The sequence below is a fragment of the Pseudomonas sp. SM4 genome, from assembly GCF_051913165.1.
Taxonomy (GTDB): Bacteria; Pseudomonadota; Gammaproteobacteria; order Pseudomonadales; family Pseudomonadaceae; genus Aquipseudomonas.
Genome location: NZ_JBODOE010000004.1, coordinates 246883 through 272241, shown reverse-complemented (window position 1 = coordinate 272241; position 25359 = coordinate 246883). Strand labels below are relative to the sequence as shown.

General features: G+C 59.5%; 13 protein-coding genes. 7 read left to right on the top strand and 6 right to left on the bottom strand.

All coding sequences use genetic code 11. The features are described from left to right. Positions 1 to 550 precede the first annotated feature (550 nt). A complete protein-coding gene (gene glnE / locus ACQ4MY_RS09565; protein ID WP_440094876.1) occupies positions 551 to 3490 on the bottom strand; it encodes a bifunctional [glutamate--ammonia ligase]-adenylyl-L-tyrosine phosphorylase/[glutamate--ammonia-ligase] adenylyltransferase in 2940 nt (979 codons plus the stop codon). Between the two features lie 384 nt (positions 3491 to 3874). Here glnE and aceE point away from each other — a divergent pair, with 384 nt between their 5' ends. The 5 genes from aceE (at position 3875) to msrA (ending at position 13969) form a co-directional block, all read left to right on the top strand. After that, positions 3875 to 6520: a pyruvate dehydrogenase (acetyl-transferring), homodimeric type gene (gene aceE / locus ACQ4MY_RS09560; protein ID WP_008081364.1), complete on the top strand. Its 2646-nt coding sequence runs from the start codon at positions 3875 to 3877 to the stop codon at positions 6518 to 6520. An 11-nt stretch (positions 6521 to 6531) separates the two neighbouring features. Next, a complete protein-coding gene (aceF, locus tag ACQ4MY_RS09555) occupies positions 6532 to 8493 on the top strand; it encodes a dihydrolipoyllysine-residue acetyltransferase (RefSeq protein ID WP_440094875.1) in 1962 nt (653 codons plus the stop codon). Positions 8494 to 8773: 280 nt separating this feature from the next. Next, a complete protein-coding gene (locus tag ACQ4MY_RS09550) occupies positions 8774 to 10171 on the top strand; it encodes an alkaline phosphatase D family protein (protein WP_440094874.1) in 1398 nt (465 codons plus the stop codon). Positions 10172 to 10423: 252 nt separating this feature from the next. After that, positions 10424 to 13120 carry a putative bifunctional diguanylate cyclase/phosphodiesterase gene (locus tag ACQ4MY_RS09545; RefSeq protein WP_008081374.1) on the top strand — a complete coding sequence of 899 codons (2697 nt, stop codon included), beginning with the start codon at positions 10424 to 10426 and terminating at the stop codon, positions 13118 to 13120. A gap of 183 nt (positions 13121 to 13303) precedes the next feature. Next, complete coding sequence (msrA, locus tag ACQ4MY_RS09540) at positions 13304 to 13969, top strand: peptide-methionine (S)-S-oxide reductase MsrA (RefSeq protein ID WP_008081377.1); 666 nt, start codon at positions 13304 to 13306, stop codon at positions 13967 to 13969. A gap of 130 nt (positions 13970 to 14099) precedes the next feature. Here msrA and ACQ4MY_RS09535 read toward each other — a convergent pair whose 3' ends face one another. Beyond that, a complete protein-coding gene (locus ACQ4MY_RS09535; protein ID WP_008081379.1) occupies positions 14100 to 14939 on the bottom strand; it encodes a 23S rRNA (adenine(2030)-N(6))-methyltransferase RlmJ in 840 nt (279 codons plus the stop codon). Between ACQ4MY_RS09535 and ACQ4MY_RS09530 the strand changes: the two genes are divergently transcribed. Then, the gene (locus ACQ4MY_RS09530) at positions 14916 to 15512 is read left to right on the top strand and encodes a hypothetical protein (protein ID WP_440094873.1); all 597 of its coding nucleotides are present in this window, start codon (positions 14916 to 14918) and stop codon (positions 15510 to 15512) included. The two genes, ACQ4MY_RS09535 and ACQ4MY_RS09530, sit on opposite strands and share 24 nt — an antisense overlap. Positions 15513 to 15609: 97 nt before the next feature. Here ACQ4MY_RS09530 and ACQ4MY_RS09525 read toward each other — a convergent pair whose 3' ends face one another. From ACQ4MY_RS09525 to putP, 4 genes are all read right to left on the bottom strand, one after another. Then, positions 15610 to 15930 carry a hypothetical protein gene (locus ACQ4MY_RS09525; protein WP_400752094.1) on the bottom strand — a complete coding sequence of 107 codons (321 nt, stop codon included), beginning with the start codon at positions 15928 to 15930 and terminating at the stop codon, positions 15610 to 15612. 336 nt (positions 15931 to 16266) lie between these two features. Continuing rightward, positions 16267 to 16980, bottom strand: a complete 714-nt coding sequence (locus ACQ4MY_RS09520; RefSeq protein WP_440094872.1) for a DUF4123 domain-containing protein — start codon at positions 16978 to 16980, stop codon at positions 16267 to 16269. Then, positions 16970 to 18985 (bottom strand): type VI secretion system Vgr family protein, encoded by a 2016-nt coding sequence (locus tag ACQ4MY_RS09515; RefSeq protein ID WP_440094871.1) that lies wholly within the window; start codon positions 18983 to 18985, stop codon positions 16970 to 16972. Before ACQ4MY_RS09515 ends, ACQ4MY_RS09520 begins: the two co-directional genes overlap by 11 nt. A gap of 352 nt (positions 18986 to 19337) precedes the next feature. Continuing rightward, complete coding sequence (gene putP / locus ACQ4MY_RS09510) at positions 19338 to 20822, bottom strand: sodium/proline symporter PutP (RefSeq protein WP_008077579.1); 1485 nt, start codon at positions 20820 to 20822, stop codon at positions 19338 to 19340. 456 nt (positions 20823 to 21278) lie between these two features. Here putP and putA point away from each other — a divergent pair, with 456 nt between their 5' ends. After that, complete coding sequence (putA, locus tag ACQ4MY_RS09505; RefSeq protein WP_440094870.1) at positions 21279 to 25232, top strand: trifunctional transcriptional regulator/proline dehydrogenase/L-glutamate gamma-semialdehyde dehydrogenase; 3954 nt, start codon at positions 21279 to 21281, stop codon at positions 25230 to 25232. The last annotated feature ends 127 nt before the right edge of the window (positions 25233 to 25359 follow it).

Below are 25359 nucleotides of genomic sequence, written 5' to 3'. Positions count from 1 at the left end.
CAACATCTACGTTTCAACGCAGATCACTGTGGGAGCGGGCTTGCCCGCGATGGGGCCGGCACATCCAAAATCAATGTCGCCTGACACTCCGCTATCGCTGGCAAGCCAGCTCCCACAGGGTTTTGCGTCCAGTCACACATCTGCATTTCAGCGCAGATCTATTGTAGGAGCGAGCCTGCTCGCGATGGGGTCGTTCACTCAACATTGATGTTGTCTGACACTCCGCTATCGCGAGCAGGCTCACTCCTACAGGGTTTTGCATACGTTCCAACATCTACGTTTCAACGCAGATCACTGTGGGAGCGGGCTTGCCCGCGATGGGGCCGGCACATCCAAAATCAATGTTGCCTGACACGCCGCTATCGCCGGCAAGCCAGCTCCCACAGGGTTTTGCGTCCAGTCACACATCTGCGTTTCAGCGCAGATCTATTGTAGGAGTGAGCCTGCTCGCGATGGGGTCGTTACATTCAACATTGATGTTGTCTGACACTCCGCTATCGCGAGCAGGCTCGCTCCTACAGGGTTTTGCATTCGTCCACACATCCGTGTTTCAGCTTAGCCCCATCTCTTTCCAGATCCGCAACACCTGTCGCCGTTCTTCGACAAACTGGTCGCCTGCAATCACCCCCGGGTCCTTCTGCAAGGCCTGCCGGTGGGCGGCGGAGCGATAGGCTTTGTAGGCCTCGCGCAACAGGCTGGCGTCTTCGGCAGGCATCAGCCCTTCGTGCTCCAGCTCTTCCGAGATGCGGATGTTATCCGTCCAGCGCAGCAACGGGGGATGGCTGTGCGACCACGCCAGGGCCGCGTATTGCACCATAAATTCAATATCGACGATACCTCCGGCGTCCTGCTTGAGGTCGAACGGCGCCGTGGCGTCGAAGGCATTCGCCGCGGTGCCGGCCGCGGTGCTCTTGGTGCCGAGGTTGTCGCGCATCTTCGCGCGCATCTCGCTGACTTCCTGTTGCAACTTGGCCAGATCCCGCGCTTTGCCCAAAACTTGCGCGCGAACCTTCTCGAACGCCTGACCGACATCCTGACTGCCGACCAGCACCCGCGCCCGCACCAAGGCCTGATGCTCCCACGTCCACGCTTCATTTTCCTGATAGCGGGCAAACGCGCCGAGCGAACTCACCAGCAGCCCCGAAGCACCGGACGGCCGCAGACGCATGTCCACTTCATAGAGCTGCCCCGAGTTGGTCTGCGCCGTCAGCAAGTGAATGATCCGCTGCCCCAGTCGGGTAAAGAATTGCGCGCCATCAATCGGCTTGGCGCCGTCGGTTTCCGCCTGTGGATCGCCGTCGTGGATAAACACCAGATCCAGATCGGAACCATGCCCCAGTTCCAGACCGCCGACTTTCCCATAACCGACAATGATGAAACCGGGATCGCACAAGGTGCCGTCGGTGCGCAGCGGCGTACCGTGTTTGGCCACGGTCTGGCGCCAGGCCAACGCCAGCACTTGCTCAAGAATTGCCTCAGCGAGCCAGGTCAGGTAATCGCTGACTTTCATCAACGGCAGGCTGCCGGCGATTTCCGAGGCGGCAACGCGCAAGCGGTGCGCCAGTTTGAAATGGCGCAGGGCTTCCATTTGTTGTTCGAGGTCGTCTTCGGGGATTCGTGTCAGACGCTCACGCAACTCGGCGGCCAATTCCGGCGCCAACGGCGGTTTGAACAAACGCCCTTCGTTGAGCAATTCATCCATCAGCAGCGGGAAGCGAGTGATCTGCTCAGCGATCCACGGGCTCGCCGCACACAGCGTCAGCAAGCGTCGCAGCGCTCCGGGGTTTTCCGTCAGCAAGACTAAATAAGCCGAACGCCGAGCGACCGCTTCCACCAGCGGCAACACCCGTTCAAGCACCAGATCGGGGTTGGCATGCTCAACCGCTTGCGCCAGCAAACGCGGAATAAATGCATCGAGGCGCTCACGGCCCAAACGCTGCATCGCGCGCAATTGCGGGCTGCCACGCAAACCGGCCAGTGCCTTCAGGGCTTTGCTGGCATCAGCGAAACCGCCCTCTTCCAACTGTCGGCAAGCGGCCTCTTCGTCCTGCTCTTCTTCCCACAATGGCAACCATTCACCGCCGACCACCACTTCGCTTTCGGTGCCTTCTTCCTCATCGGGATCGGCAATCACCTGCGCAAAGTGCCAAGCGACGCGGCCGCGCCAGAACATCAGTTTTTCGTGGAAAGCCTCCCAATCGGCAAACCCGAGCATAAAGGCAATGCGCGCCTGATCCTGCGCGCCATCCGGCAGCATTTGCGTTTGACGGTCAGCGATTGCCTGAATCGCATGCTCGGTGTAACGCAGAAATTCGTAGGCTTCACGCAATTCGCTGATCACCGCTGGAGGCAAATAGCCCTGCCCCTCCAGCGTACTCAACACCTTTAATAGAGGACGCTGTTGCAGGCTCAAGTCGCGGCCACCGTGGATCAACTGAAAGGCCTGAGCAATAAACTCGACCTCACGAATCCCGCCGGAGCCGAGCTTGATATTGTCGGCCATGCCCTTGCGCCGCACTTCCTGCTGGATCAGCTGTTTCATGGTGCGCAGCGCTTCGATCGCCGAGAAGTCGAGGTAACGTCGATAAACGAACGGGCGCAGCATGTCGAGCAACTGCGCACCGGCGACCTGATCACCAGCCACTACCCGCGCCTTGATCATCGCGTAGCGTTCCCAGTCGCGGCCCTGATCCTGGTAATACTGCTCCAGCGCGTTGAAGCTCAATACCAGCGCGCCGGACGAACCGTACGGGCGCAGGCGCATGTCGACGCGGAACACAAAGCCGTCGACGGTCATCGGGTCCAGTGCCTTGATCAAGCGCTGGCCGAGACGAATAAAGAACTCCTGATTATCCAGCGAGCGCTTCACACCCACCGTTTCGCCGCCCTCGGGGTAGGCAAAAATCAAATCGATGTCGGAAGACAGGTTCAACTCGACGGCGCCGAGCTTGCCCATGCCGAGGATGACCATCGGCTGCGGCTCACCGCTGCGGCGGCCGGTCGGCGTGCCGAATTGTTCGCAATGGCGGCTGTACAACCATTGATAGGCTTGATCGATGGTGGCGTCGGCCATGTCCGAGAGGTCGCGGCAGGTCTGCACCAGATCGGCCTGACGGTTGAGATCACGCCAGATGATCCGCACTTGATGGCGCGCACGCTGGCGACGCAGGGCACGACCGAGTTCGTCTTCGGTCTGTGCCGCGTTCACCGCAGCGGAAATCTGCGCGCACAATTCACCCGGTGCATACGGCCGGTCGAGTTCGCCGGACTGCACCAGCGCAAGCAACATCAAAGGGTCACGAACGCTCTGTTCAATGACAAACTCACTGGCGGCGGTGACGCGGGCGAACTGTGCCCAGCGCTCTGGCGTCCAGTTGGCGAAGCCGTGATCGTCTTCCAGCTCGGCGACGGCCGTACGGAACGACTGCTCGGATCGAGTGACCAACGGCAGGAGAATGGCAGGCAGTTCGGCAAGCACGGGCAGGGTCATGGTCTATCCTTGATCGGCGTGTAAATGGCCGCTTGTAGTGAATGTTGAAAACCCGCTACGTGAAGGACTGTCGAACAAAAGTTAGAAATAGCTGAAATTTCTTCTTCTTTAGCATCCAGCATCAAAGTTTCACCTTTTACGGATGGTAATCGACCAACCTTAACGATTATTCTCACAACGCAGTCGGAGGCCACAAGCCTTTCATCTGTAGTTTTACTACTCGTCTATACATCCGAAAGGCTGAAATGCCGGAAGATTTGTAGTAAAACTACACGCCGCCGGAACAACCTGTCGGCAATCCAAGAATTTTAAATCGTCTGCCCACAAGGCCAGTCGCAAACTCAGGCAACCGATTCTGGAAGCCTTTCCGCCCTGGAGCAAGCCATGCAAGACCTCGATCCCGTCGAAACCCAGGAATGGCTGGACGCCCTGGAATCGGTTCTCGACAAAGAAGGCGAAGACCGTGCTCACTATCTGATGACCCGTATGGGTGAACTCGCAACCCGTAGCGGTTCGCAGCTCCCTTACGCCATCACCACGCCTTACCGCAACACCATCCCGGTAACCCACGAAGCACGCATGCCTGGCGACCTGTTCATGGAACGCCGCATTCGCTCGCTGGTGCGCTGGAACGCGATGGCCATGGTAATGCGTACGAACCTGAAAGATTCCGACCTCGGTGGTCACATCTCCAGCTTCGCTTCCAGTGCGACCCTGTATGACATCGGCTTCAACTACTTCTTCCAGGCCCCGACCGACGAACACGGCGGCGACCTGATCTACTTCCAGGGCCACACCTCGCCAGGCGTTTACGCCCGTGCGTTCATGGAAGGCCGCATCACCGAAGACCAGATGAACAACTTCCGCCAGGAAGTCGACGGTCAGGGCCTGTCGTCCTACCCGCACCCTTGGCTGATGCCTGACTTCTGGCAGTTCCCGACCGTATCGATGGGTCTGGGTCCAATCCAGGCGATCTACCAGGCACGCTTCATGAAGTACCTGGAACACCGCGGTTTCATCCAGCCGGGCAAACAGAAAGTCTGGTGCTTCCTGGGCGACGGCGAGTGCGACGAGCCGGAATCCCTGGGCGCGATCTCCCTGGCCGGCCGCGAGAAGCTGGACAACCTGATCTTCGTCATCAACTGTAACCTGCAGCGCCTCGACGGCCCGGTTCGCGGCAACGGCAAGATCATCCAGGAACTCGAAGGCGTGTTCCGCGGTGCTCAGTGGAACGTGACCAAAGTCATCTGGGGCCGTTTCTGGGACCCACTGCTGGCCAAAGACGTCGACGGCATCCTGCAACGTCGCATGGACGAAGTCATCGACGGCGAGTACCAGAACTACAAAGCCAAAGACGGCGCGTTCGTCCGTGAGCACTTCTTCAACACGCCAGAACTCAAGGCGATGGTTGCTGATCTGTCCGACGACGAGATCTGGAAACTCAACCGTGGCGGCCACGACCCGTACAAGGTCTATGCGGCGTACCACGAAGCGGTCAACCACAAAGAACAACCAACCGTCATCCTCGCCAAGACCATCAAAGGTTATGGCACCGGTGCCGGCGAAGCGAAAAACACTGCGCACAACACCAAGAAAGTCGACGTCGACAGCCTGAAGTTGTTCCGCGATCGTTTCGACATCCCGGTCAAGGACGAAGAGCTGGAGAACCTGCCGTTCTTCAAGCCAGAGCCAAACAGCGCCGAAGCCCGCTACCTCAGCGAGCGTCGCACTGCACTGGGCGGTTTCGTGCCTCAGCGCCGCGCACAAAGCTTCAGCGTACCGACCCCGGACCTGGACACCCTCAAGGCCATCCTTGACGGTTCCGGCGACCGTGAAATTTCCACCACCATGGCCTTCGTGCGAATCCTCGCGCAACTGGTCAAGGACAAGGAAATCGGCCCGCGCATCGTTCCGATCATCCCGGACGAAGCCCGTACCTTCGGTATGGAAGGCATGTTCCGTCAGCTCGGCATCTACTCGTCCGTCGGCCAGCTCTACGAGCCAGTCGATAAAGACCAGGTGATGTTCTACAAGGAAGACCAGAAAGGTCAGATCCTTGAAGAAGGCATCAACGAAGCAGGCGCCATGAGCTCGTTCATCGCTGCCGGTACTTCGTACTCCAGCCACAACCAGCCGATGCTGCCGTTCTACATCTTCTACTCGATGTTCGGCTTCCAGCGTATCGGTGACCTGGCCTGGGCTGCCGGCGACAGCCGTACCCGTGGCTTCCTGATCGGCGGCACCGCCGGCCGGACCACCCTGAACGGTGAAGGTCTGCAACACGAAGACGGTCACAGCCACCTGCTGGCCGCGACCATCCCGAACTGCCGCACCTACGATCCAACCTACGGCTACGAGCTGGCGGTGATCATTCAGGACGGCATGAAGAAGATGACCGAAGAGCAACAGGACATCTTCTATTACATCACCGTGATGAACGAGTCGTACCAGCAGCCAGCCATGCCGGCCGGTGCCGAAGAAGGCATCAAGAAAGGCATGTATCTGCTCGAAGAAGACACCCGCGATGCGGCGCACCACGTACAGCTGATGGGCTCCGGCACCATCCTGCGTGAAGTCCGTGAAGCGGCGAAGATCCTGCGTGAAGAGTTCAACGTTGGCGCTGACGTCTGGAGCGTTACCAGCTTCAACGAACTGCGTCGCGACGGCCTCGCTGTAGAGCGCAGCAACCGTCTGAAGCCGGGCCAGAAGCCTAAGCTGAGCTACGTCGAAGAGTGCCTGAACGGCCGCAAAGGTCCGGTCATCGCCTCTACCGACTACATGAAGCTGTTCGCCGAGCAGATCCGTCAGTGGGTACCGTCGAAGGAATTCAAAGTCCTCGGCACCGACGGTTTCGGCCGCAGCGACAGCCGCAAGAAACTGCGTCATTTCTTCGAAGTTGACCGTCATTTCGTGGTGTTGGCAGCCCTGGAAGCACTGGCTGACCGTGGTGATATCGAACCTAAGGTTGTGGCTGAAGCCATCACCAAGTTCGGCATCGACCCGGAAAAACGCAACCCACTGGACTGCTGAGGAGACATTTTGTGAGCGAACTCATTCGCGTACCTGACATCGGCAGCGGTGAAGGTGAAGTAATTGAACTGTTTGTGAAGGTCGGCGACCGTATCGAAGCCGACCAGAGCATCCTGACCCTGGAGTCGGACAAGGCCAGCATGGAAGTGCCGGCCCCGAAAGCCGGCGTCATCAAGAGCCTGAAAGTGAAGCTGGGCGACCGTCTGAAAGAAGGCGACGAACTGCTTGAGCTGGAAGTCGAGGGCGCCGCTGAAGCGGCCCCTGCTCCTGCCGCTGCGCCGGCTGCAAAAGCTGAAGCCAAACCGGCTGCCGCTCCTGCTGCTGCCGCGCCTGCCGCTGCCCCTGCTGCCGCTTCGGTTCAGCAAGTGCACGTGCCGGACATCGGCTCGTCGGGCAAAGCGCAGATCATCGAGATCCAGGTCAAGGTCGGCGACACCGTCGAAGCTGATCAATCGCTGATCACTCTGGAGTCCGACAAGGCGAGCATGGAAATCCCGTCGCCTGCCGCTGGCGTGGTCAAGGCCATCAGCGTCAAGCTCAACGACGAAGTTGGCACCGGCGACCTGATTCTGGATCTGGAAGTGGCGGGTGCTGCGGCCCCTGCTGCGGCCGCTCCGGCTCAGGCTACTGCACCGGCCGCTGCCGCTGCGCCTGCTCCGGCAGCCGCGCCAGCAGCACCGGTGGCTGACAGCGTTCAGGACATCCACGTTCCGGACATCGGTTCGGCCGGCAAAGCCAAGATCATCGAAGTGTTGGTCAAGGCTGGCGATACCGTTGAAGCCGACCAGTCGCTGATCACCCTGGAATCCGACAAGGCGAGCATGGAAATTCCATCGCCTGCCGCTGGCGTGGTGGAAAGCGTTTCCATCAAGCTGGATGACGAAGTCGGTACCGGCGACCTGATTCTGAAGCTGAAAGTCAAAGGCGCGGCCCCTGCTGCTGCCCCGGCTCCGGCTGCCGCCGCCGCTCCAAGTGCTCCTGCCGCTGCTGCTCAGGCTGCCGCTGCGCCTGCACCTGCTGCCGCTCCAGCCGCCGCCCCGGCCAAGCCGGGCGCCAAAGTTCACGCCGGCCCTGCCGTGCGTCAACTGGCCCGTGAGTTCGGCGTCGAGCTGAACGCTGTCGGCGCCAGCGGCCCGCACGGTCGTATCCTGAAAGAAGACGTGCAGGTTTACGTCAAAGCGATGATGCAGAAGGCCAAGGAAGCACCGGCCGCTGCTGCTGGCGCAACCGGTGGCGCGGGCATCCCGCCGATTCCGGTCGTCGACTTCAGCCGTTTCGGCGAAATCGAAGAAGTGCCAATGACTCGCCTGATGCAAATCGGCGCGTCGAGCCTGCACCGCAGCTGGCTGAACATCCCGCACGTGACTCAGTTCGATTCGGCTGATATCACCGAGCTGGAAGCGTTCCGCGTGGCGCAGAAAGCCGTTGCAGAGAAGGCTGGCGTCAAGCTGACCATCCTGCCGCTGCTGCTCAAGTCGTGCGCGCACATGCTCAAGGAGCTGCCGGACTTCAACAGTTCGCTGGCACCAAGCGGCAAAGCGATCATCCGCAAGAAGTACATCAACATCGGCTTCGCCGTCGACACTCCGGATGGCCTGCTGGTACCGGTCATCAAGAACGTCGACCAGAAGAGCCTGCTGCAACTGGCAGCCGAAGCCGCTGCGCTGGCCGCCAAAGCCCGCGACAAGAAGCTCACCGCTGACGACATGCAAGGCGCCTGCTTCACCATTTCCAGCCTCGGCCACATTGGCGGCACCGGCTTCACGCCGATCGTCAACGCGCCGGAAGTGGCGATCCTCGGTGTTTCCAAGGCAACCATCCAGCCAGTCTGGGACGGCAAAGCCTTCCAGCCGAAACTGATGCTGCCGCTGTCGTTGTCCTACGATCACCGTGTGATCAACGGCGCCGCTGCCGCACGCTTCACCCAGCGTCTGGGCAGCCTGCTGGCGGACATCCGCACCATCCTGCTGTAATCCCAGGCGGCCCTCCGGTAACGGCGGGCCGCTTGCGTTTCACGTTTTCGAGCGCCACACGCTCGTACCTCAACCCCGTCAGTTTGGCGGGGCTTTTTTTTGCCTGAAGTTTACTGACGGGGGCTTTTCCCACATAAAGCGCTGACATCGGCTACAGCTCCAGTCAACTTCGCGCCATTCTTTTTATCCCGCCGACAACTAGTCTTGCCAGCACCAGAACAACTTACTTACTTTTCTGCCACTTATATATTATTTGTCACTCATTCGAATGGATTCGAACATGTTAAAACCCACTGTCGGCCCGATAATCGGCCACACGACAACTAACCACGCGCGCATATTTATCCGTGGCGAACTGCAAAAAAACTTGCAAGTCTTTGCCGGCCTGCGTTATCGGGCCAGTAATACAGCGCAATGGTCAAACGCCCTGTTTATCAAACTTGATGAATCACGCGATCTATCCGACGTGTTCATCTTGAATGATTTGCAGGAGGACACCGAGTATGAGTTTCAAACCGGCTGGTTCTGCCCGATGAGCCCGGTACACACCGTCGACAGCGTTGCAGAACTGCCGCTGCAATGGCCACGGGAGCTCTATCGCTTGCGCACCCGATGCAGCAAGCCCTTGCAGGCACGGGCTTATATTCTCGGCTCGTGCCGCTATCTGCGACTGACGGCAGGCGTACCAATCCTGCCATTGCTGGGAGACCGGATCTTCACCTCGATCAATCAATTGATCGAGGGTGCCCAACCACCGATCAGCGCAACGGTCATGAGCGGTGACCAGATTTATGCCGATGACTTGAACCTGATCGCCCCCGACCGAAGTTATAAAGACATTCTGTGCAAGTACCGTGCAGCGTTTTCGCAACCAGGCATACAACGACTGATGTCCGGCACATCAACTTACATGATCCTCGACGATCACGAAATCGAAGACAACTGGCCGGCGAATGCAGACGCTGCAGACGATGAGTTATATCGCAACGCCATGACCGCTTATGAGTTATATCAAGTCAGCCACAGCCCGGCGTACGCACTGACAACTAACGGGCAACTTGATCATGCTTCGCTTGAGCACTACTGGTATCAATTCAGCGAGGGCGATATCGAATGGTTTGTGACCGACACGCGCACCCGACGCGACCTGTCGAGCGATGAACCCCGCATCCTCGATGAAGCCCAGGAACAGGCCTTGTGCGATTGGCTGATCAATAGCACGGCGCGGGTCAAATTCGTCGTGACCAGCGTGATGTTCTTCCCGGATCGCCAACTGAATGGCGACGATGCCTGGCAAGGCTTTGCCCAGCAGCGCCTGCGCCTGCTGGAAACGGTGCGCACGCACAGCATCAAAAATGTCGTGGTGGTTTCTGGTGATGTGCACGGTTCGCTGACGTCGCGGCTGAGTCATAGCGAAGATGCTGATTTCGAAATTCACACCGTGGTGTCTTCGCCGCTGTGCAACAGCAAACTGTTGCCGTACGCCAAGGCGTCGACGTTTGTCCTCGATCAACCGCTGGTACGCACGGCTGCAGGCAACTATTCACATGAATTGACCAGCGAAGTGATCAGTGAGGATAACTTTGCACACATGGTGGTTGAGGCTGATCATATTTTGATCAATTACCATGATCGTGATGGCAAACAATTGCAGTCAATTGCCATAAAGCTTCGCTAAGCCATAAAAATCGCAGCCTTCGGCAGCTCCCATATGGGGTCCGTTGCCCTGGAGGAGCTGCCGCAGGCTGCGATCTTTTGCTCTTTTCACCCCCACGCTGGAGAAATGTTCAGCGCAGCCGACACATTCTTATAGCACTTGGCCTTCATGTCTCTTGTCAGTCAGTGCCGCAATGATGCAACCTTGCCGCAGGCAACGTTTAAGAGGGCGAGAGCCCGGCGCGTTCAGCATATTTCCAAGCGAGTTCCCTTCATGAAGAGCCAACCCGATGCCGCCAGCCGTATGGCGGCCGAGGTAGTGACGCAGTTGCCTGTGCCCTCGCGGCTCGGCATGCTGCGTTTCGAGCGCTTGAATGAAGCCAGTTGGGCAATGCTGTTCCTCGACCCCAACTGCGAACGCCAATTCGGGCAACCGGCTGTCGAGCTGTGCGCTCTGGTCGGTGCCCCCTACGCCAGCCTGATGGAGCCGGAAGCGCGCTATCAGCTGCACGACACCATCCAGCAACAACTCGGCGCCAGCCCGCATTATCTGGTGCGCTACACCCTGCACACCCCGGCCGGCGCACTGAGCATCCTTGAACTCGGCGAAGCCTATAAACAACACAACCGCCATTTGCTGCGCGGCTACTTGTTGGCCGTCGGTGAAGCGCTGGATGAAGCATCGCCACTGCCTTCCGTCGACCTTGAAACCCAGAATTCACGTCTGCAAATCGCCCTGGAGCTGAACCAGCGCGCCCAGCAAGAGCAACTGCAACATCTGGAACGCGTGCGCGCCCAGCAGGACTTGATTCTGCTGCTCGCCCGTCAGCGCTACAGCACTCACAATTCTCTGCAAGAAGCCGCCGAACTGATCACCCGCTGCGCCTGCGATATCTATGAAATCGACTGCGCCAGCCTGTGGAATCTCGAAGGCCAGCAACTGGTGCCGATCTCGGCGTACCACCGCGCGACGCAGGAATACCTGCTGCCGGACGTGATCGACATCAGCAGTTTCCCCGACTACATGGAAGCGTTGCACAGCAGCCGTGCGATCGACGCGCACAACGCGATGCGCGACCCGCGCACTCGCGAGATGGCCGAGGCGCTGCGCCCGCGCGACGTCAACGCGATGCTCGACGCCAGTATCCGTGTCGACGGCCAAGTGGTCGGCGTGTTGTGCCTGGAGCAGACTGGCGTCACCCGCGCCTGGCAGTCCGATGAAATCGCCTTTGCCGGCGAGCTGGCCGACCAGTTCGCGCAAGTCATCAACAATCACAACCGCCGCACCGCCACCAGCGCCCTGCACCTGTTCCAGCGTGCGGTCGAGCAAAGCGCCAACGCGTTTTTGCTGGTCAATTGCGACGGCGTGGTCGAGTACGTCAACCCGAGCTTCACCGCGATCACCCAGTACACCACCGAGGAAGTCCACGGTCAGCGCCTGTCCGAGCTGCCGGCCCTGGAGAACCTCAGCGAACTGTTGTTCGACGCGCCCTCGGCGCTGGCCAAGAGCAACAGTTGGCAGGGCGAATTCAAGAGCCGCCGGAAGAACCTCGAACCGTACTGGGGCCAGTTGTCGATCTCCAAGGTGTATGGCGATAACCGTGAACTGACGCATTACATCGGCATCTACGAAGACATCACCCAGACCAAGCTCGCGCAACAGCGCATCGAGCGCCTGGCCTACACCGACAACCTGACCAACCTCGGTAACCGCCCGGCGTTTATCCGCAATCTGGACGAACGCTTCGCCCGCGATAGCGATACCCCGATCAGCCTGCTGTTGGTCGACATCGACAACTTCAAGCGGATCAACGACAGCCTCGGCCACCAGACCGGCGACAAGCTGCTGATCAGCCTGGCCCGACGTCTGCGCAACAGCCTTAGCCCGAGCGGCAGCCTCGCGCGTTTCGCCAGTAACGAATTTGCCGTGCTGCTCGACGACACCGATCTGGCGACCGGTCAGCAGATCGCCAACCAACTGTTGGCGACGCTGGATAAACCGATGTTCGTCGACAACCAGTTGATCAGCGTCACCGGCTCGGTCGGTCTGGCTTGCGCGCCGCTGCACGGCCGCGACCCGCAAACCCTGATGCGCAACGCCGGTCTGGCGCTGCACAAGGCCAAGGCCAACGGCAAACATCAGGTGCAAGTCTTCACCGAGGCGCTGAATGCCGAGGCCAGTTACAAACTGTTCGTCGAGAACAACCTGCGCCGCGCCCTGACCCAGAATGAGCTGGACGTGTTCTACCAGCCCAAACTGTGCCTGCGCAGCGGTCGTCTGCTGGGCATGGAAGCGCTGTTGCGCTGGAACCACCCGGAACGCGGCATGATTCGCCCGGATCAGTTCATCAGCGTCGCCGAAGAGACCGGCCTGATCATTCCGATCGGCAAGTGGATTGCGCGTCAGGCTTGCCGCATGAGCAAAGCGCTGACCGCTGCCGGCATGGGCAATCTGCAAGTGGCGATCAACCTCTCGCCGAAGCAGTTCTCCGACCCGGACCTGGTCGCCTCCATCGCCAACATCCTCAAGGAAGAAGCGCTGCCGGCCAATCTGCTCGAACTGGAACTGACCGAAGGCCTGCTGCTGGAAGCCACCGAAGACACGCACTTGCAGCTCGATCAGCTCAAGCGCCTGGGCCTGACCCTGGCCATGGATGACTTCGGCACCGGTTATTCGTCGCTGAGCTATTTGAAGAAATTCCCGATCGACATTATCAAGATCGATCGCAGCTTCATCCACGAAATCCCCGACAACCAGGACGACATGGAAATCACCTCTGCGGTGATCGCCATGGCACACAACCTGAAGCTCAAGGTCGTGGCCGAAGGCATCGAGACCGCCGAGCAATTGGCGTTCCTGCGCCGGCACCGCTGCGACGTCGGCCAAGGCTACCTGTTCGACCGCCCAATCCCCGGCGCCGAACTGATCCAGGCCCTCAAGCGCTACCCACGCGGCCCACTCTGCCTCTAACCCCCGCCACCCCCTCATGTAGGAGCTGCCGAAGGCTGCGATCTTTTGATCCTGTTTTTTAAAGACAAGATCAACAGATCGCAGCCTTCGGCCGCTCCTACATTGGGTAGTGCGAAGTCGGGCATCATTGGGCACACTGGCGGTCTGACTTTTTACATCCCATCCTGACTGAGAGGAACGATCATGGTTCTGCGCTCGGAAATTCTGGTGAACAAAAACGTGCTCCCGACTAAAGAACAAGCTCTGCCTGGCCGCGAAACCGCGATGACCCTGCCTGAAAAGCACTTCGTCTTCGAAGAAACCCCGCTGCTTGGCCCGTTTTTCCAGGACGTCGACTTTGCGATTTTCGGTCTGGGTTGCTTCTGGGGCGCCGAGCGCCGCTTCTGGCAGCGTGAAGGCGTGGTCAGCACGGTGGTCGGTTATGCCGGTGGTTTCACGCCGAACCCGACGTATGAAGAAGTCTGCTCGGGCCTGACTGGCCACGCCGAAGTGGTGCTGGTGGTGTATGACAAGGATAAAGTCAGCTACGAAGAGTTGCTGGCGATGTTCTGGGAACTGCACAACCCGACGCAGGGCATGCGTCAGGGCAACGACATCGGCACGCAGTACCGCTCGGTGATCTATGCGACTTCGCCTGCGCATCTGGATGCGGCGCTGAAGAGCAAGGCGACCTATCAGGCTGAACTGTCGAAGGCCGGTCTGGGTGAAATCAGCACCGAAATCGAACAGGCGCCGACCGTGTACTTCGCCGAGGCGTATCACCAGCAGTATCTGGCGAAGAATCCTGAGGGTTACTGCGGGATTGGCGGCACCGGCGTGTGCATGCCAGCGAGTCTGTCGGGCAATTAAGTAAGGCCTGAAAGCAAAAGATCGCAGCCTGCGGCAGCTCCTACATGTCCGTGATCGTCCGCACATTGGTGGACGACACTAACCACTGTAGGAGCTGCCGCAGGCTGCGATCTTTTGATCTTGCCGTTAATCAGCTCTCGGCAATCAACCAGTCCATCTGCCACCCGCCCTGGGTCTGCCCCAACTTCTTGGACAACCACGGCAGCAGCTCGCGCAATTCTTCCTCAAGCCCCCACGGCGGATTGGCAATTGCCATGCCCGAGCCGTTCAGGCTGTTCGGCGTGTCCAGCGGATGCACCAGCAACTCAACCCGCAGCAACTTCGGCGCACCGGTCCCGGCCAGATCCTGATAGAAACGACGCAGCGCGCGCTGGTCCTTGACCGGGTACCAGATTGCCGCCACGGTTTGGCGCATCCGGCCAATCGCCTCTTTCAACGACGCCGCGCAACGTTGCATCTCGTCGAGTTGCTCGAACGGCGGATCAATCAACATCACCGCCCGCTTTTCCTGCACCGGCAACATCGCCCGCGGCACGTGCCAGCCCTCCCCCAGATGCACCTTGACCCGACGATCACCGGCCATGTTGTCCTTGAGCAGCACGCCGTCTTCCGGGTGCTTCTCGTTGAGCATCACCCGATCCTGCGGCCGCGTCAGGCGTCGCGCCAGCTCCGGCGAACCCGGGTAATAGCGCAACTGGCCATCCGGGTTCATCTCGTGCAGCACCTTCATGTAGTCGGCGGTCAGCGCCGGCAGATCCGGCTGCTCCCACAAACGCGCGATGCCTTCCAGGTACTCGCCGGTGCGATTGGCCTGATCGCCCTGCAAGTCATACAGACCGATGCCGGCGTGTGTGTCGAGATAGGCAAACGGCTGCTCCTTGCGCGACATCAGGGCGATGAGGCGGGTCAAGGTCAGGTGTTTGAACACATCGGCGTGATTGCCGGCATGGAAGGCGTGACGATAATTCATGGCTGCTCCTGCGAAGGGCGCAAAGTTTACCTTTTACCGGGCGGCAAGTCAGGGCCTCACAGCCGAGCGGGCAATCACAGACAACAAGATCCTCTCGCCAAAGGGTCAGTTACTCGCTTAACTGACGCGTATTTCCCGACAGGACGTCAGAACTTCATGCGGCATCCGATCATTTTCTCTCTGTGCCTACTGTGCTCATCCCAAGCCCTGGCGGACGAGAACCACACCGATCAAGCCCGGCAAACCCTCAAGAATTACGGCTTGAGCCACTGCCTCCTGGCGCCATTCAATGAGCAATCCGCCTTGAGAAAAGACATCGCATTGGCCGCCGGTGCCTACTCGTTCATGGGCAAGGGCATGCACACCGTCCTGCAAAATGAAGACACGCTGCAGGTACTGCACGATCCCTATGAAGAGACGAGGAACCATGTGTCTGCGGCGTATGACCTGACCTCCGCCAACAGCAAATACTCCGATGAAAAAATGGTCTTCCATGCTTGCCTGCAGGTTTACAACTCAGAGGCGTTCGAGCGTTTCATTCGGGCTCAGGATGCTTACATCGTTGTTGATTGAGCCTTTTTGAGAGTCAAAAGATCGCAGCCTTCGGCAGCTCCTACACGGCGATTCATGTAGGAGCTGCCGCAGGCTGCGATCTTTTGATCTTGAGCCGTCAGGACGGCATGCCGCCCAACCTGCGCCCAATAACATCCAGCACATCACAGCCATCGCGCAGCGGGATCGCACAGAGCATGGCGAAGTCGCTGAGGATGATCGAGTCGCACTCGACCGAGCCGCGCATGCACAGGTTCTCCAGCACTTGAACCACGGCGCGGAGGCGGTAGTTGGCGGCGTCCAGGAGGATGTCGAGGGGCGCGTGGGTGTCGACGAACAGGGTGGGCATATCGCTGCAATTGCTGGTCAGGGCCATGAAGCGGTTGGCGGGATGGGGAGTGATCTTTTCGTAGGGTGGATCGGGTTTAAGCCTAGCCATATCAGTTGCACCTCAATAGGTTAAATGAGCCTGCCAATGACCTTCCTACAGGTTTGGGTGGCAGCCGTACGCGAGAGTAGGAAACTGAGAAACCCACCAAACTCAGCTACGCCGAAGCGTTCCCGCGCACAGCCGCCGTGAAAGATATTACGGGCACGAATTTAAGTGCCGTAATGAAACGTCGACGCTGATGCACGGTGAATTTGTCAGGGCTCCTACACCCTGCCACCACTCTCGCAGTGACAACGAAAAGACTATCCCTGCAACCCACCGCCCACCAGTTCATGAAAACCGCCGCAACTCGAAGGAAACGTCCGAAGCCTTCGCCCGGAAAACTCACACCGACTCTGCCAGCAAAAACGCCAATAACGCCGATTGCGACGAATCTTCCGACGCCGAAACCTGAAAAAACTGCCTGACCTTGCAGCGCAAAACCGCGTCGGGAAACGCCTCGAACAGCGCCGGATGCTCTTCACTGAGCCACTGCACAGCATTACCGACCTGAACATTAGCTCCGCCCGCCGCCAATACCGAATCAGGCACTGTCCACCATGGAAACACCCGCCCGCCAACCGGCGCCGCTCCTCCAATATCAATGGCCTGACCGTTAATCAGCCCACGCGAAATCACCGGCAACAACTGCGCCGCGCTGACCGCCTCGGACTGCAGGATCGGCGACAAAAACCGCCCATCCCAAAACCGGAAAAACACTGCTTTGCCGTCCGGCATCAGCACCTGAGTCAGACTGCGAAAATGCTCAACCACCGCTTCAAGGCTCGCCGAGGAAACCGCCAGCCACCCCCAATCAACAGACTCGGTAGCCGCCACCCAATCGAGAAACTCACTGTCCACAGCGACAATTCCCACGAAGGGCATCACCGCATCCCACTCGGCGTAAATAGTGTCCGCCCAGATTGGGCTCGACGCCCCTTGCCAAGCCCTGGATGGATTGGCGTCGCTGGTTTTGCTGAAAATCGCGAACAATTGCTCCGACGGTTTCAGCGGTACGTTCGCCAGCCACGCCGACGGCGCTAGACATTCAGACGGCACAAACACCCTCCTTACACCGCGCGCACTCTTCGCAGAACGGTGCATCGCCTTTCAGGCTCATGATCTGTGCCGGCGTGAGCATGGCGGCGGGCGCTGCCGCCAGTTTCTCCGGCAACCCCGGCATAACGGGCGCGGCACTCATGGGCACCATCGGTGCGCCACCGACCATGATCGGCACGCTGCTGAAAATCCCCCCAGGGCCGATGTTGATCCACTGCCCACCGGCCTGAATGGTTGCGCTCGCACCACCATCGATGACCACTTGCTGGCCAGCGCTGACATGAAATTGCCCGCTGGCACTGAGCGCCTGACTGCTGACGCGAATATGCCGGTCGCCGGTCACGGTCAGGTGATCGTCCTGCCGCACTTCGGTTTGCCGCTGGCCGTGGGTGATGCGTTGTTCATCGGCCTTCAATTCATGCCGCGCGGTGCCGGTGACGACAATGCTGCGCTGGTTATCGACCTGCACCTGTTGATCGTGCAACACGTGCTGCGTCCAGTTGCGCTGGGCGCGCAGGTAGATTTCTTCGGCGCCTTTGCGATCCTCGATGCGCAGTTCGTTGTAGCCACCGCCGCCGGGGCTGCTTTGGCTGCGGAAGATGCTGCGGGTCTTGTCGGCCGGAAGATCGAGCGGCACCGGCGTCGCGGCGTTGGGCAGACAGCCCATCACCAGCGGTTTGTCGGCATCGGCGTCGATGAAGCCGACCAGCACTTCCATGCCGACCCGTGGAATCAGCACGCTGCCATAACGATCATGGGCCCAGCCGGTGGCAACGCGCAGCCAGCAACTGGAATGCTCGTTCAGCTCGCCATCACGATCCCAGGTCAATTGCACTTTGACCCGGCCGTACTCATCACAGTGGATCTCGGTGTCTTTCGGGCCGGTGACAACCGCCGGTTGATAACCGAGCATTCGCGGTTTTTCCGGGCCCAGCGGCGGGCGAAAGAACACTGCCCACGGCGTGGCGAGAAAGGTATTACGGTAACCCTGGAATTCTTCCCCATCACTGGTGACCGATTCCTCCAGCACTTGCGGCTGACGGCCATGGTGCTCGACGGCGGTGAGTAGCCACAGATCATTCCAGTCGTGGCGCGGATGGTCAGTGAGCTGTAGGAAATGTCCGCACACCAGTGAGGATTCGTCGCTGATGCCTTCGGCCTGACGGTAATCGGCGACATGCCTTTCGAGTGCGCGCTGGGCGAGGTGCTTGCCGGTTTCACGGTCGTTGAATTGGCCGGGAAAGTGGTAATCCTCCAGTACCGGGCGTTGCTCGCCGTCAACGCGACTTTCCAGTTGCAGGCGCGGCTTGATGAAGTTGTAGTCGCGCCGCGTGACCACGCTGCTGCGGGTTTCCACGCGCACGTTGAAACGCTTGATCGCCGGGGCGCCACCGGCCATGCCGCTGCCGGGCAGATACAGCGTCGGCTCGGCGAGTCGCGGAAACACGGTCTGGTCATCGCCGAACACCAACAAGTGGCCTTCCGGGCTGTGCTGAAAGTGGTAATGAATGCCCACTTCGGCGCACAAGCGCTGGATGAACGCCAGATCACTCTCGGCGTACTGCACACAATAATCACGCGGCGGGTAGTCGCTGCCGAGTTGGAACTGGAAGGCATCGCGCAGGATCGCGTGATCCTTGAGGATCCGCTCAATGATTTGCGGAACGCTGAGGTGCTGAAAAATACGCTGATTGATCCGATGCCCAAGGTACGTCAGACGCGGTACCAGGCTCACGTGATAACGCGTCAGACGTTTCCCGGAATCGCCCTGCCCGACCTGATAAATCTGACCGTGGACGCCGGAACCGTCGGCATCAAAACTCAGAAACGCCTGACAGTGCAGCAGGCTTTCAAGGTCCAGATCGGGTCGCTCACTGACCAGCTCCAGCTCGAAACGAAAGGGTTGGCTGATGGCTTCCTTACCCGTGAACTCAAGGACCTTGAGGTCATGTTGGGCGCCTTCGAGGGTCAACGTGAAGCGCGGTTGATTGGCAGGCGCGAACATCCGATGTTTCTCTGCAGAGTGAGGGCGGGCGATTCTGCATGAGGGGCAAGGGGTATTGAGTGGGTGACGGGGAAATCAGATTTGCCCTACTTCCATTTACGAAAGCCCCTGCAAAAACCGGCGCCTTCGACTACAGACAAATCCCCCAACTTCACCACCAAACCCTGTGGGAGCTGGCTTGCCAGCGATGGCGGTGTGTAAGTCACCCAATGTGTTGGATGTGTCGACCTCATCGCTGGCAAGCCAGCTCCCACAGGTTTCTCCAGTGTCCGCAAGAAATTGCAGGCAATAAAAAACGGCCCGTCTCCTGTAGGAAACGGGCCGTTTTCAGGTGAGCGTCAGCTCAGAACAATTACTTGTTCAGGTGGAAATCTTTTTCCGCCGCTTCGAAGCGCTGCACCATGCCAGTGGTCGGCGAGCCGAGCTTGCTGACGATGAAGATGGCCAGGCTGGCGAAGATGAAGCCCGGGATGATTTCGTACAGACCCATCACCTCGAAATGCTTCCACACCACAACAGTGATTGCGCCGACCAGGATACCGGCCAGTGCACCGTCGCGGGTCATGCCTTTCCAGATTACCGAGATCAGCACCACCGGACCGAACGCGGCACCGAAACCAGCCCAGGCGTAGGACACCAGGCCCAGTACGCGGTTTTCCGGGTTGGCCGCCAAGGCGATCGCGATCAGTGCAACCAACAGCACCATGGCGCGGCCGACCCAGACCAGCTCCAGTTGCGAAGCGGATTTACGCAGGAAGGTTTTGTAGAAGTCTTCGGTCAGGGCGCTCGAGCACACCAGCAACTGGCAGCTCAGGGTGCTCATCACAGCGGCCAGAATCGCCGACAGCAACACACCGGCAATCCATGGGTTGAAGAGGATTTTCGCCAGTTCGATGAACACACGCTCGTGGTTCTCGGTGACGGGACCGGCCACTTCCGGGTGCGCCGAAAAGTACGCGATACCGAAGAAGCCCACCGCCACGGTGCCGCCCAGGCACAGGATCATCCAGGTCATGGAGATGCGACGCGCCTTGGCGATCGATTTCACCGAATCCGCCGCCATGAAACGCGCGAGGATGTGCGGCTGACCGAAGTAGCCCAGACCCCAGCCCATCAGCGAGATGATGCCGATGAAGGTGGTGCCTTTAAGCATGTCGAAGTTGCTTGGGTCCTGTGCTTCGATCGCCAGGAACGTGGTGTCGACGCCACCGGTGGCCAGCAGCACGATGATCGGCGTGAGGATCAGCGCGAAAATCATCAGCGTGGCTTGTACGGTGTCAGTCCAGCTTACCGCGAGGAAACCGCCGACGAAGGTGTAGGCAATTGTCGCTGCAGCACCGGCCCACAGCGCGGTCTCGTAGGACATGCCGAAGGTGCTTTCGAACAGACGGGCGCCAGCGACGATGCCGGATGCGCAGTAAATGGTGAAGAACACCAGAATCACGATCGCTGAAATAATGCGCAGCAGGCCGCTTTTATCTTCGAAACGGCTGGAAAAGTAGTCCGGCAGGGTCAGGGCATCACCGTTGTGCTCGGTCTGCACGCGCAGACGGCCGGCGACGAACAACCAGTTCAGGTAGGCACCGACGATCAGGCCGATGGCGATCCAGCTTTCGGACAGACCGGACATGTAGATGGCGCCCGGCAGGCCCATCAGCAACCAGCCGCTCATGTCGGAAGCACCGGCAGACAGTGCAGTAACAACGCTGCCCAGGCTACGGCCGCCAAGAATATAGTCAGAAAGGTTGTTGGTGGAGCGATAGGCCATGAAGCCGATCAGCACCATTGCTGCGATGTAGATCACGAACGTGATCAGTGTTGGATTGCTTACGCTCATTAGTTACGCCCTGGCTTTGTTTTTATGTAGCAGCGGTGATCAACCGCACGCAAACGACGACGTTTGGCAGACGATTTCAGATCCCGCGCATTTAGGACTGATGTTTCCCCAGGAAAGCCACCAGCCGATGCACCGGTTTATACCGGTTGCACCTTGGGCGCGAATGCTATGCAACAAAGTAAAAAAGGTGCAACCAGTTTCGTGAGAATTAGTTGCACCTAGTCGGATATACCGAGAAATAAGCGGTTTTTGCTCCCTTTTAGCGCAGTCCGAGCGCTTTGCTAGAAGCAAAAGCACCAAGCAAGTGCGGCACTTCAGTACCAGAAAATAATTCCTGACGAAGCGTTTATTTTTCCGACAAAAAAAGGGTTGCACCCGGTTGCACCTCTTTCAGCGCGCGGCTAATCTTGCGGCCAGCTGATGCCACGCAACTGTGGCAACCATGAGGATAAAAATATGGCTACCACCACCCTTGGGGTCAAACTCGATGACCCAACCCGCGAGCGCCTGAAGGCGGCCGCGACCTCGATTGATCGCACACCGCACTGGCTGATCAAGCAGGCAATTTTCAATTACCTGGAGAAACTCGAGGGTGGTGCAACCCTGACCGAGCTGAACGGTTTGACCGCCAAGGACGCCGATGAGGCAGGCGAAGTCCACACCGATCACGCCCACCAATGCTTCCTCGAATTTGCCGAGAGCATCCTGCCGCAGTCCGTTCTGCGCGCTTCGATCACCGCTGCTTACCGTCGCCCTGAACCGGAAGTGGTGCCGATGCTGATCGAACAGGCTCGCCTGCCGGTCGCCATGGCTGAAGCCACCAACAAGCTCGCCGCTTCCATCGCGGAAAAACTGCGTAACCAGAAAAGTGCCGGCGGTCGTGCAGGCATTGTTCAGGGTCTGCTGCAGGAATTTTCCCTGTCGTCCCAGGAAGGCGTGGCGCTGATGTGCCTCGCCGAAGCGCTGTTGCGTATCCCGGACAAGGGCACTCGCGACGCACTGATCCGCGACAAGATCAGCACTGGCAACTGGCACCCGCACTTGGGCAACAGCCCGTCGCTGTTCGTCAACGCCGCCACCTGGGGCCTGCTGCTGACCGGCAAACTGGTCTCGACGCACAACGAAGCCGGCCTGACCTCGTCGCTGAGCCGCATCATCGGCAAGAGCGGCGAGCCGATGATCCGCAAGGGCGTCGACATGGCCATGCGCCTGATGGGCGAGCAGTTCGTCACCGGCGAAACCATCGCCGAAGCGCTGGCCAATGCGAGCAAGTTCGAAGCCAAGGGCTTCCGTTATTCCTACGACATGCTCGGTGAAGCGGCGCTGACCGAACACGACGCGCAGAAGTACCTGGCGTCGTACGAACAAGCCATTCACTCGATCGGCAAAGCCTCCCACGGTCGTGGGATTTATGAAGGCCCGGGTATTTCCATCAAGCTGTCGGCACTGCACCCGCGTTACAGCCGTGCGCAGTACGAGCGCGTGATGGACGAGTTGTACCCGCGCCTGCTGTCGCTGACCCTGCTGGCCAAGCAATACGATATCGGCCTGAACATCGACGCCGAAGAAGCCGACCGTCTCGAACTGTCGCTGGATCTGCTTGAGCGCCTGTGCTTCGAGCCGCAACTGACCGGCTGGAACGGCATCGGTTTCGTCATCCAGGCTTACCAGAAGCGTTGCCCGTACGTGATCGACTACGTGATCGATCTGGCCCGTCGCAGCCGTCATCGCCTGATGATCCGTCTGGTGAAAGGCGCGTACTGGGACAGCGAAATCAAACGCGCCCAGGTCGAAGGCCTGGAAGGCTATCCGGTGTACACCCGCAAGGTGTACACCGACGTTTCCTACATCGCGTGCGCACGCAAACTGCTGTCGGTACCGGAAGTCATTTACCCGCAGTTCGCCACGCACAACGCCCACACCCTGTCGGCCATTTACCACATTGCCGGTCAGAACTATTACCCCGGCCAGTACGAATTCCAGTGCCTGCACGGCATGGGCGAACCGCTTTACGAACAAGTTGTAGGCAAAGTTTCCGAAGGCAAGCTGAACCGTCCGTGCCGCGTGTACGCGCCGGTCGGTACTCACGAGACCCTGCTCGCCTACCTCGTACGTCGCTTGCTGGAAAACGGCGCGAACACTTCGTTCGTCAACCGTATTGCCGATCAGTCGATTTCGATTCAGGAGCTGGTGGCCGATCCAGTGGCGCAGATCGAGCAGATGGCGACCGTGGAAGGTGGTTTCGGCCTGCCGCACCCGCGCATTCCGCTGCCGCGTGATCTGTACGGTGCTGAGCGCGCCAACTCCAGCGGCATCGACATGGCCAATGAACATCGTCTGGCTTCGCTGTCCTGCGCCCTGCTCGCCACTGCCCACACCGACTGGAAAGCTGCGCCGATGCTCGGTTGCGCTTCCAGCACTGAAACCCCTGCGCCAGTGCTGAACCCGGCCGATCACCGTGATGTGGTCGGTCATGTTCAGGAAGCCACTGTCGAAGACGTCGACAACGCCATTCAATGCGCGCTGAACGCAGCACCGATCTGGCAGGCCACCCCGCCCGCCGAGCGTGCAGCGATTCTGGAACGTGCCGCTGACTTGATGGAAGGCGAGATCCAGCCACTGATGGGCCTGCTGGCTCGCGAAGCCGGCAAGACCTTCGCCAACGCCATCGCCGAAGTCCGCGAAGCCGTCGATTTCCTGCGTTACTACGCGGTGCAGGCGCGCAACGATTTCAGCAACGACGCCCACCGTCCATTGGGCCCAGTCGTATGCATCAGCCCGTGGAACTTCCCACTGGCAATCTTCAGCGGCCAAGTCGCTGCGGCACTGGCTGCCGGCAATCCGGTATTGGCCAAACCGGCTGAGCAAACCCCATTGGTCGCGGCTCAAGCCGTGCGCTTGCTGCTTGAAGCCGGCATTCCGGAAGGCGTGCTGCAATTGCTGCCGGGGCGCGGTGAAACTGTCGGCGCCGGCCTGGTCGGTGATGAACGCGTCAAAGGCGTGATGTTCACCGGTTCCACCGAAGTCGCGCGTCTGCTGCAACGCAACATCGCTGGCCGTCTCGACAGCCAGGGCCGCCCGATTCCGCTGATCGCCGAAACCGGTGGCCAGAACGCGATGATCGTCGACTCCTCGGCACTGACCGAGCAAGTCGTGATCGACGTGGTGTCCTCGGCCTTCGACAGCGCCGGTCAGCGTTGCTCGGCGCTGCGGGTACTGTGCTTGCAGGAAGATTCTGCGGATCGTGTCATCGAAATGCTCAAAGGTGCCATGGCAGAAAGCCGTCTCGGCAACCCGGAGCGCCTGTCCGTGGACATCGGCCCGGTGATCGACGCCGAAGCCAAGGCTGGCATCGACAAGCACATCCAGGGCATGCGCGACAAAGGTCGCAACGTCTACCAAGTGGCGATTGCCGACACCGAAGAGGTCCGACGCGGCACCTTCGTCATGCCGACCCTGATCGAACTGGAAAGCTTCGACGAGCTGCAACGCGAGATCTTCGGTCCGGTGCTGCACGTGGTGCGCTACAAGCGCAAAGAGATCGATCAACTGATCGGCCAGATCAACGCGTCCGGTTATGGCCTGACCTTGGGCGTACACACGCGCATCGACGAGACCATCGCCAAGGTGATCGACAACGTCAATGCCGGTAACGTCTACGTCAACCGCAACATCGTTGGCGCTGTGGTCGGCGTGCAGCCATTCGGCGGCGAAGGTTTGTCCGGTACTGGCCCGAAAGCCGGTGGCCCGCTGTACCTGTACCGTTTGCTGGCGACACGTCCTACCGACGCCATCGAACAATCCTTCGCTCGCGGTGATGCTGTTGTCGCCCCGGACGTTCGTTTGCGCGACGCCATGAGTAAACCGCTGAACGCCCTGAAAGCCTGGGCTGAAAGCAACAAGTACGCCGACTTGAGCACGCTGTGCGTGCAGTACGCGGCGCAATCGCAGAGCGGCATCACCCGCGTACTGGCCGGCCCGACCGGTGAGAAAAACAGCTACGCCATCCTGCCGCGCGAGCACGTGCTGTGCCTGGCCGAGGTTGAAGGCGATCTGCTGACGCAACTGGCAGCAGTGCTGGCGGTAGGAGGTTCGGCGGTATGGCCGGAGTCCGACATCAGCAAGGCATTGTTCGCACGCCTGCCGAAGGACATTCAGGAGCGGATCAAGCTGGTTGCTGACTGGAACAAGGATGAGGTGGTGTTCGACGCGGTTCTGCATCACGGCCATTCCGACCAGTTGCGCGGCGTTTGCCAGCAGATTGCCAAGCGTGCCGGCGCGATCGTTGGGGTTCAGGGCTTGTCCCAGGGCGAGACCAACATTGCGCTGGAGCGTCTGGTGATCGAGCGGGCGTTGAGCGTTAACACTGCGGCAGCGGGTGGTAATGCGAGCTTGATGACGATCGGCTAATACCGAAAAGCCGGGCACCTGCATTGGTGCCCGGCATAGCAATAATCCCTGTGGGAGCTGGCTTGCCAGCGATAGCGATGTGTCAGTCACCGTTAATGTTGACTGAACTGCCGCCATCGCTGGCAAG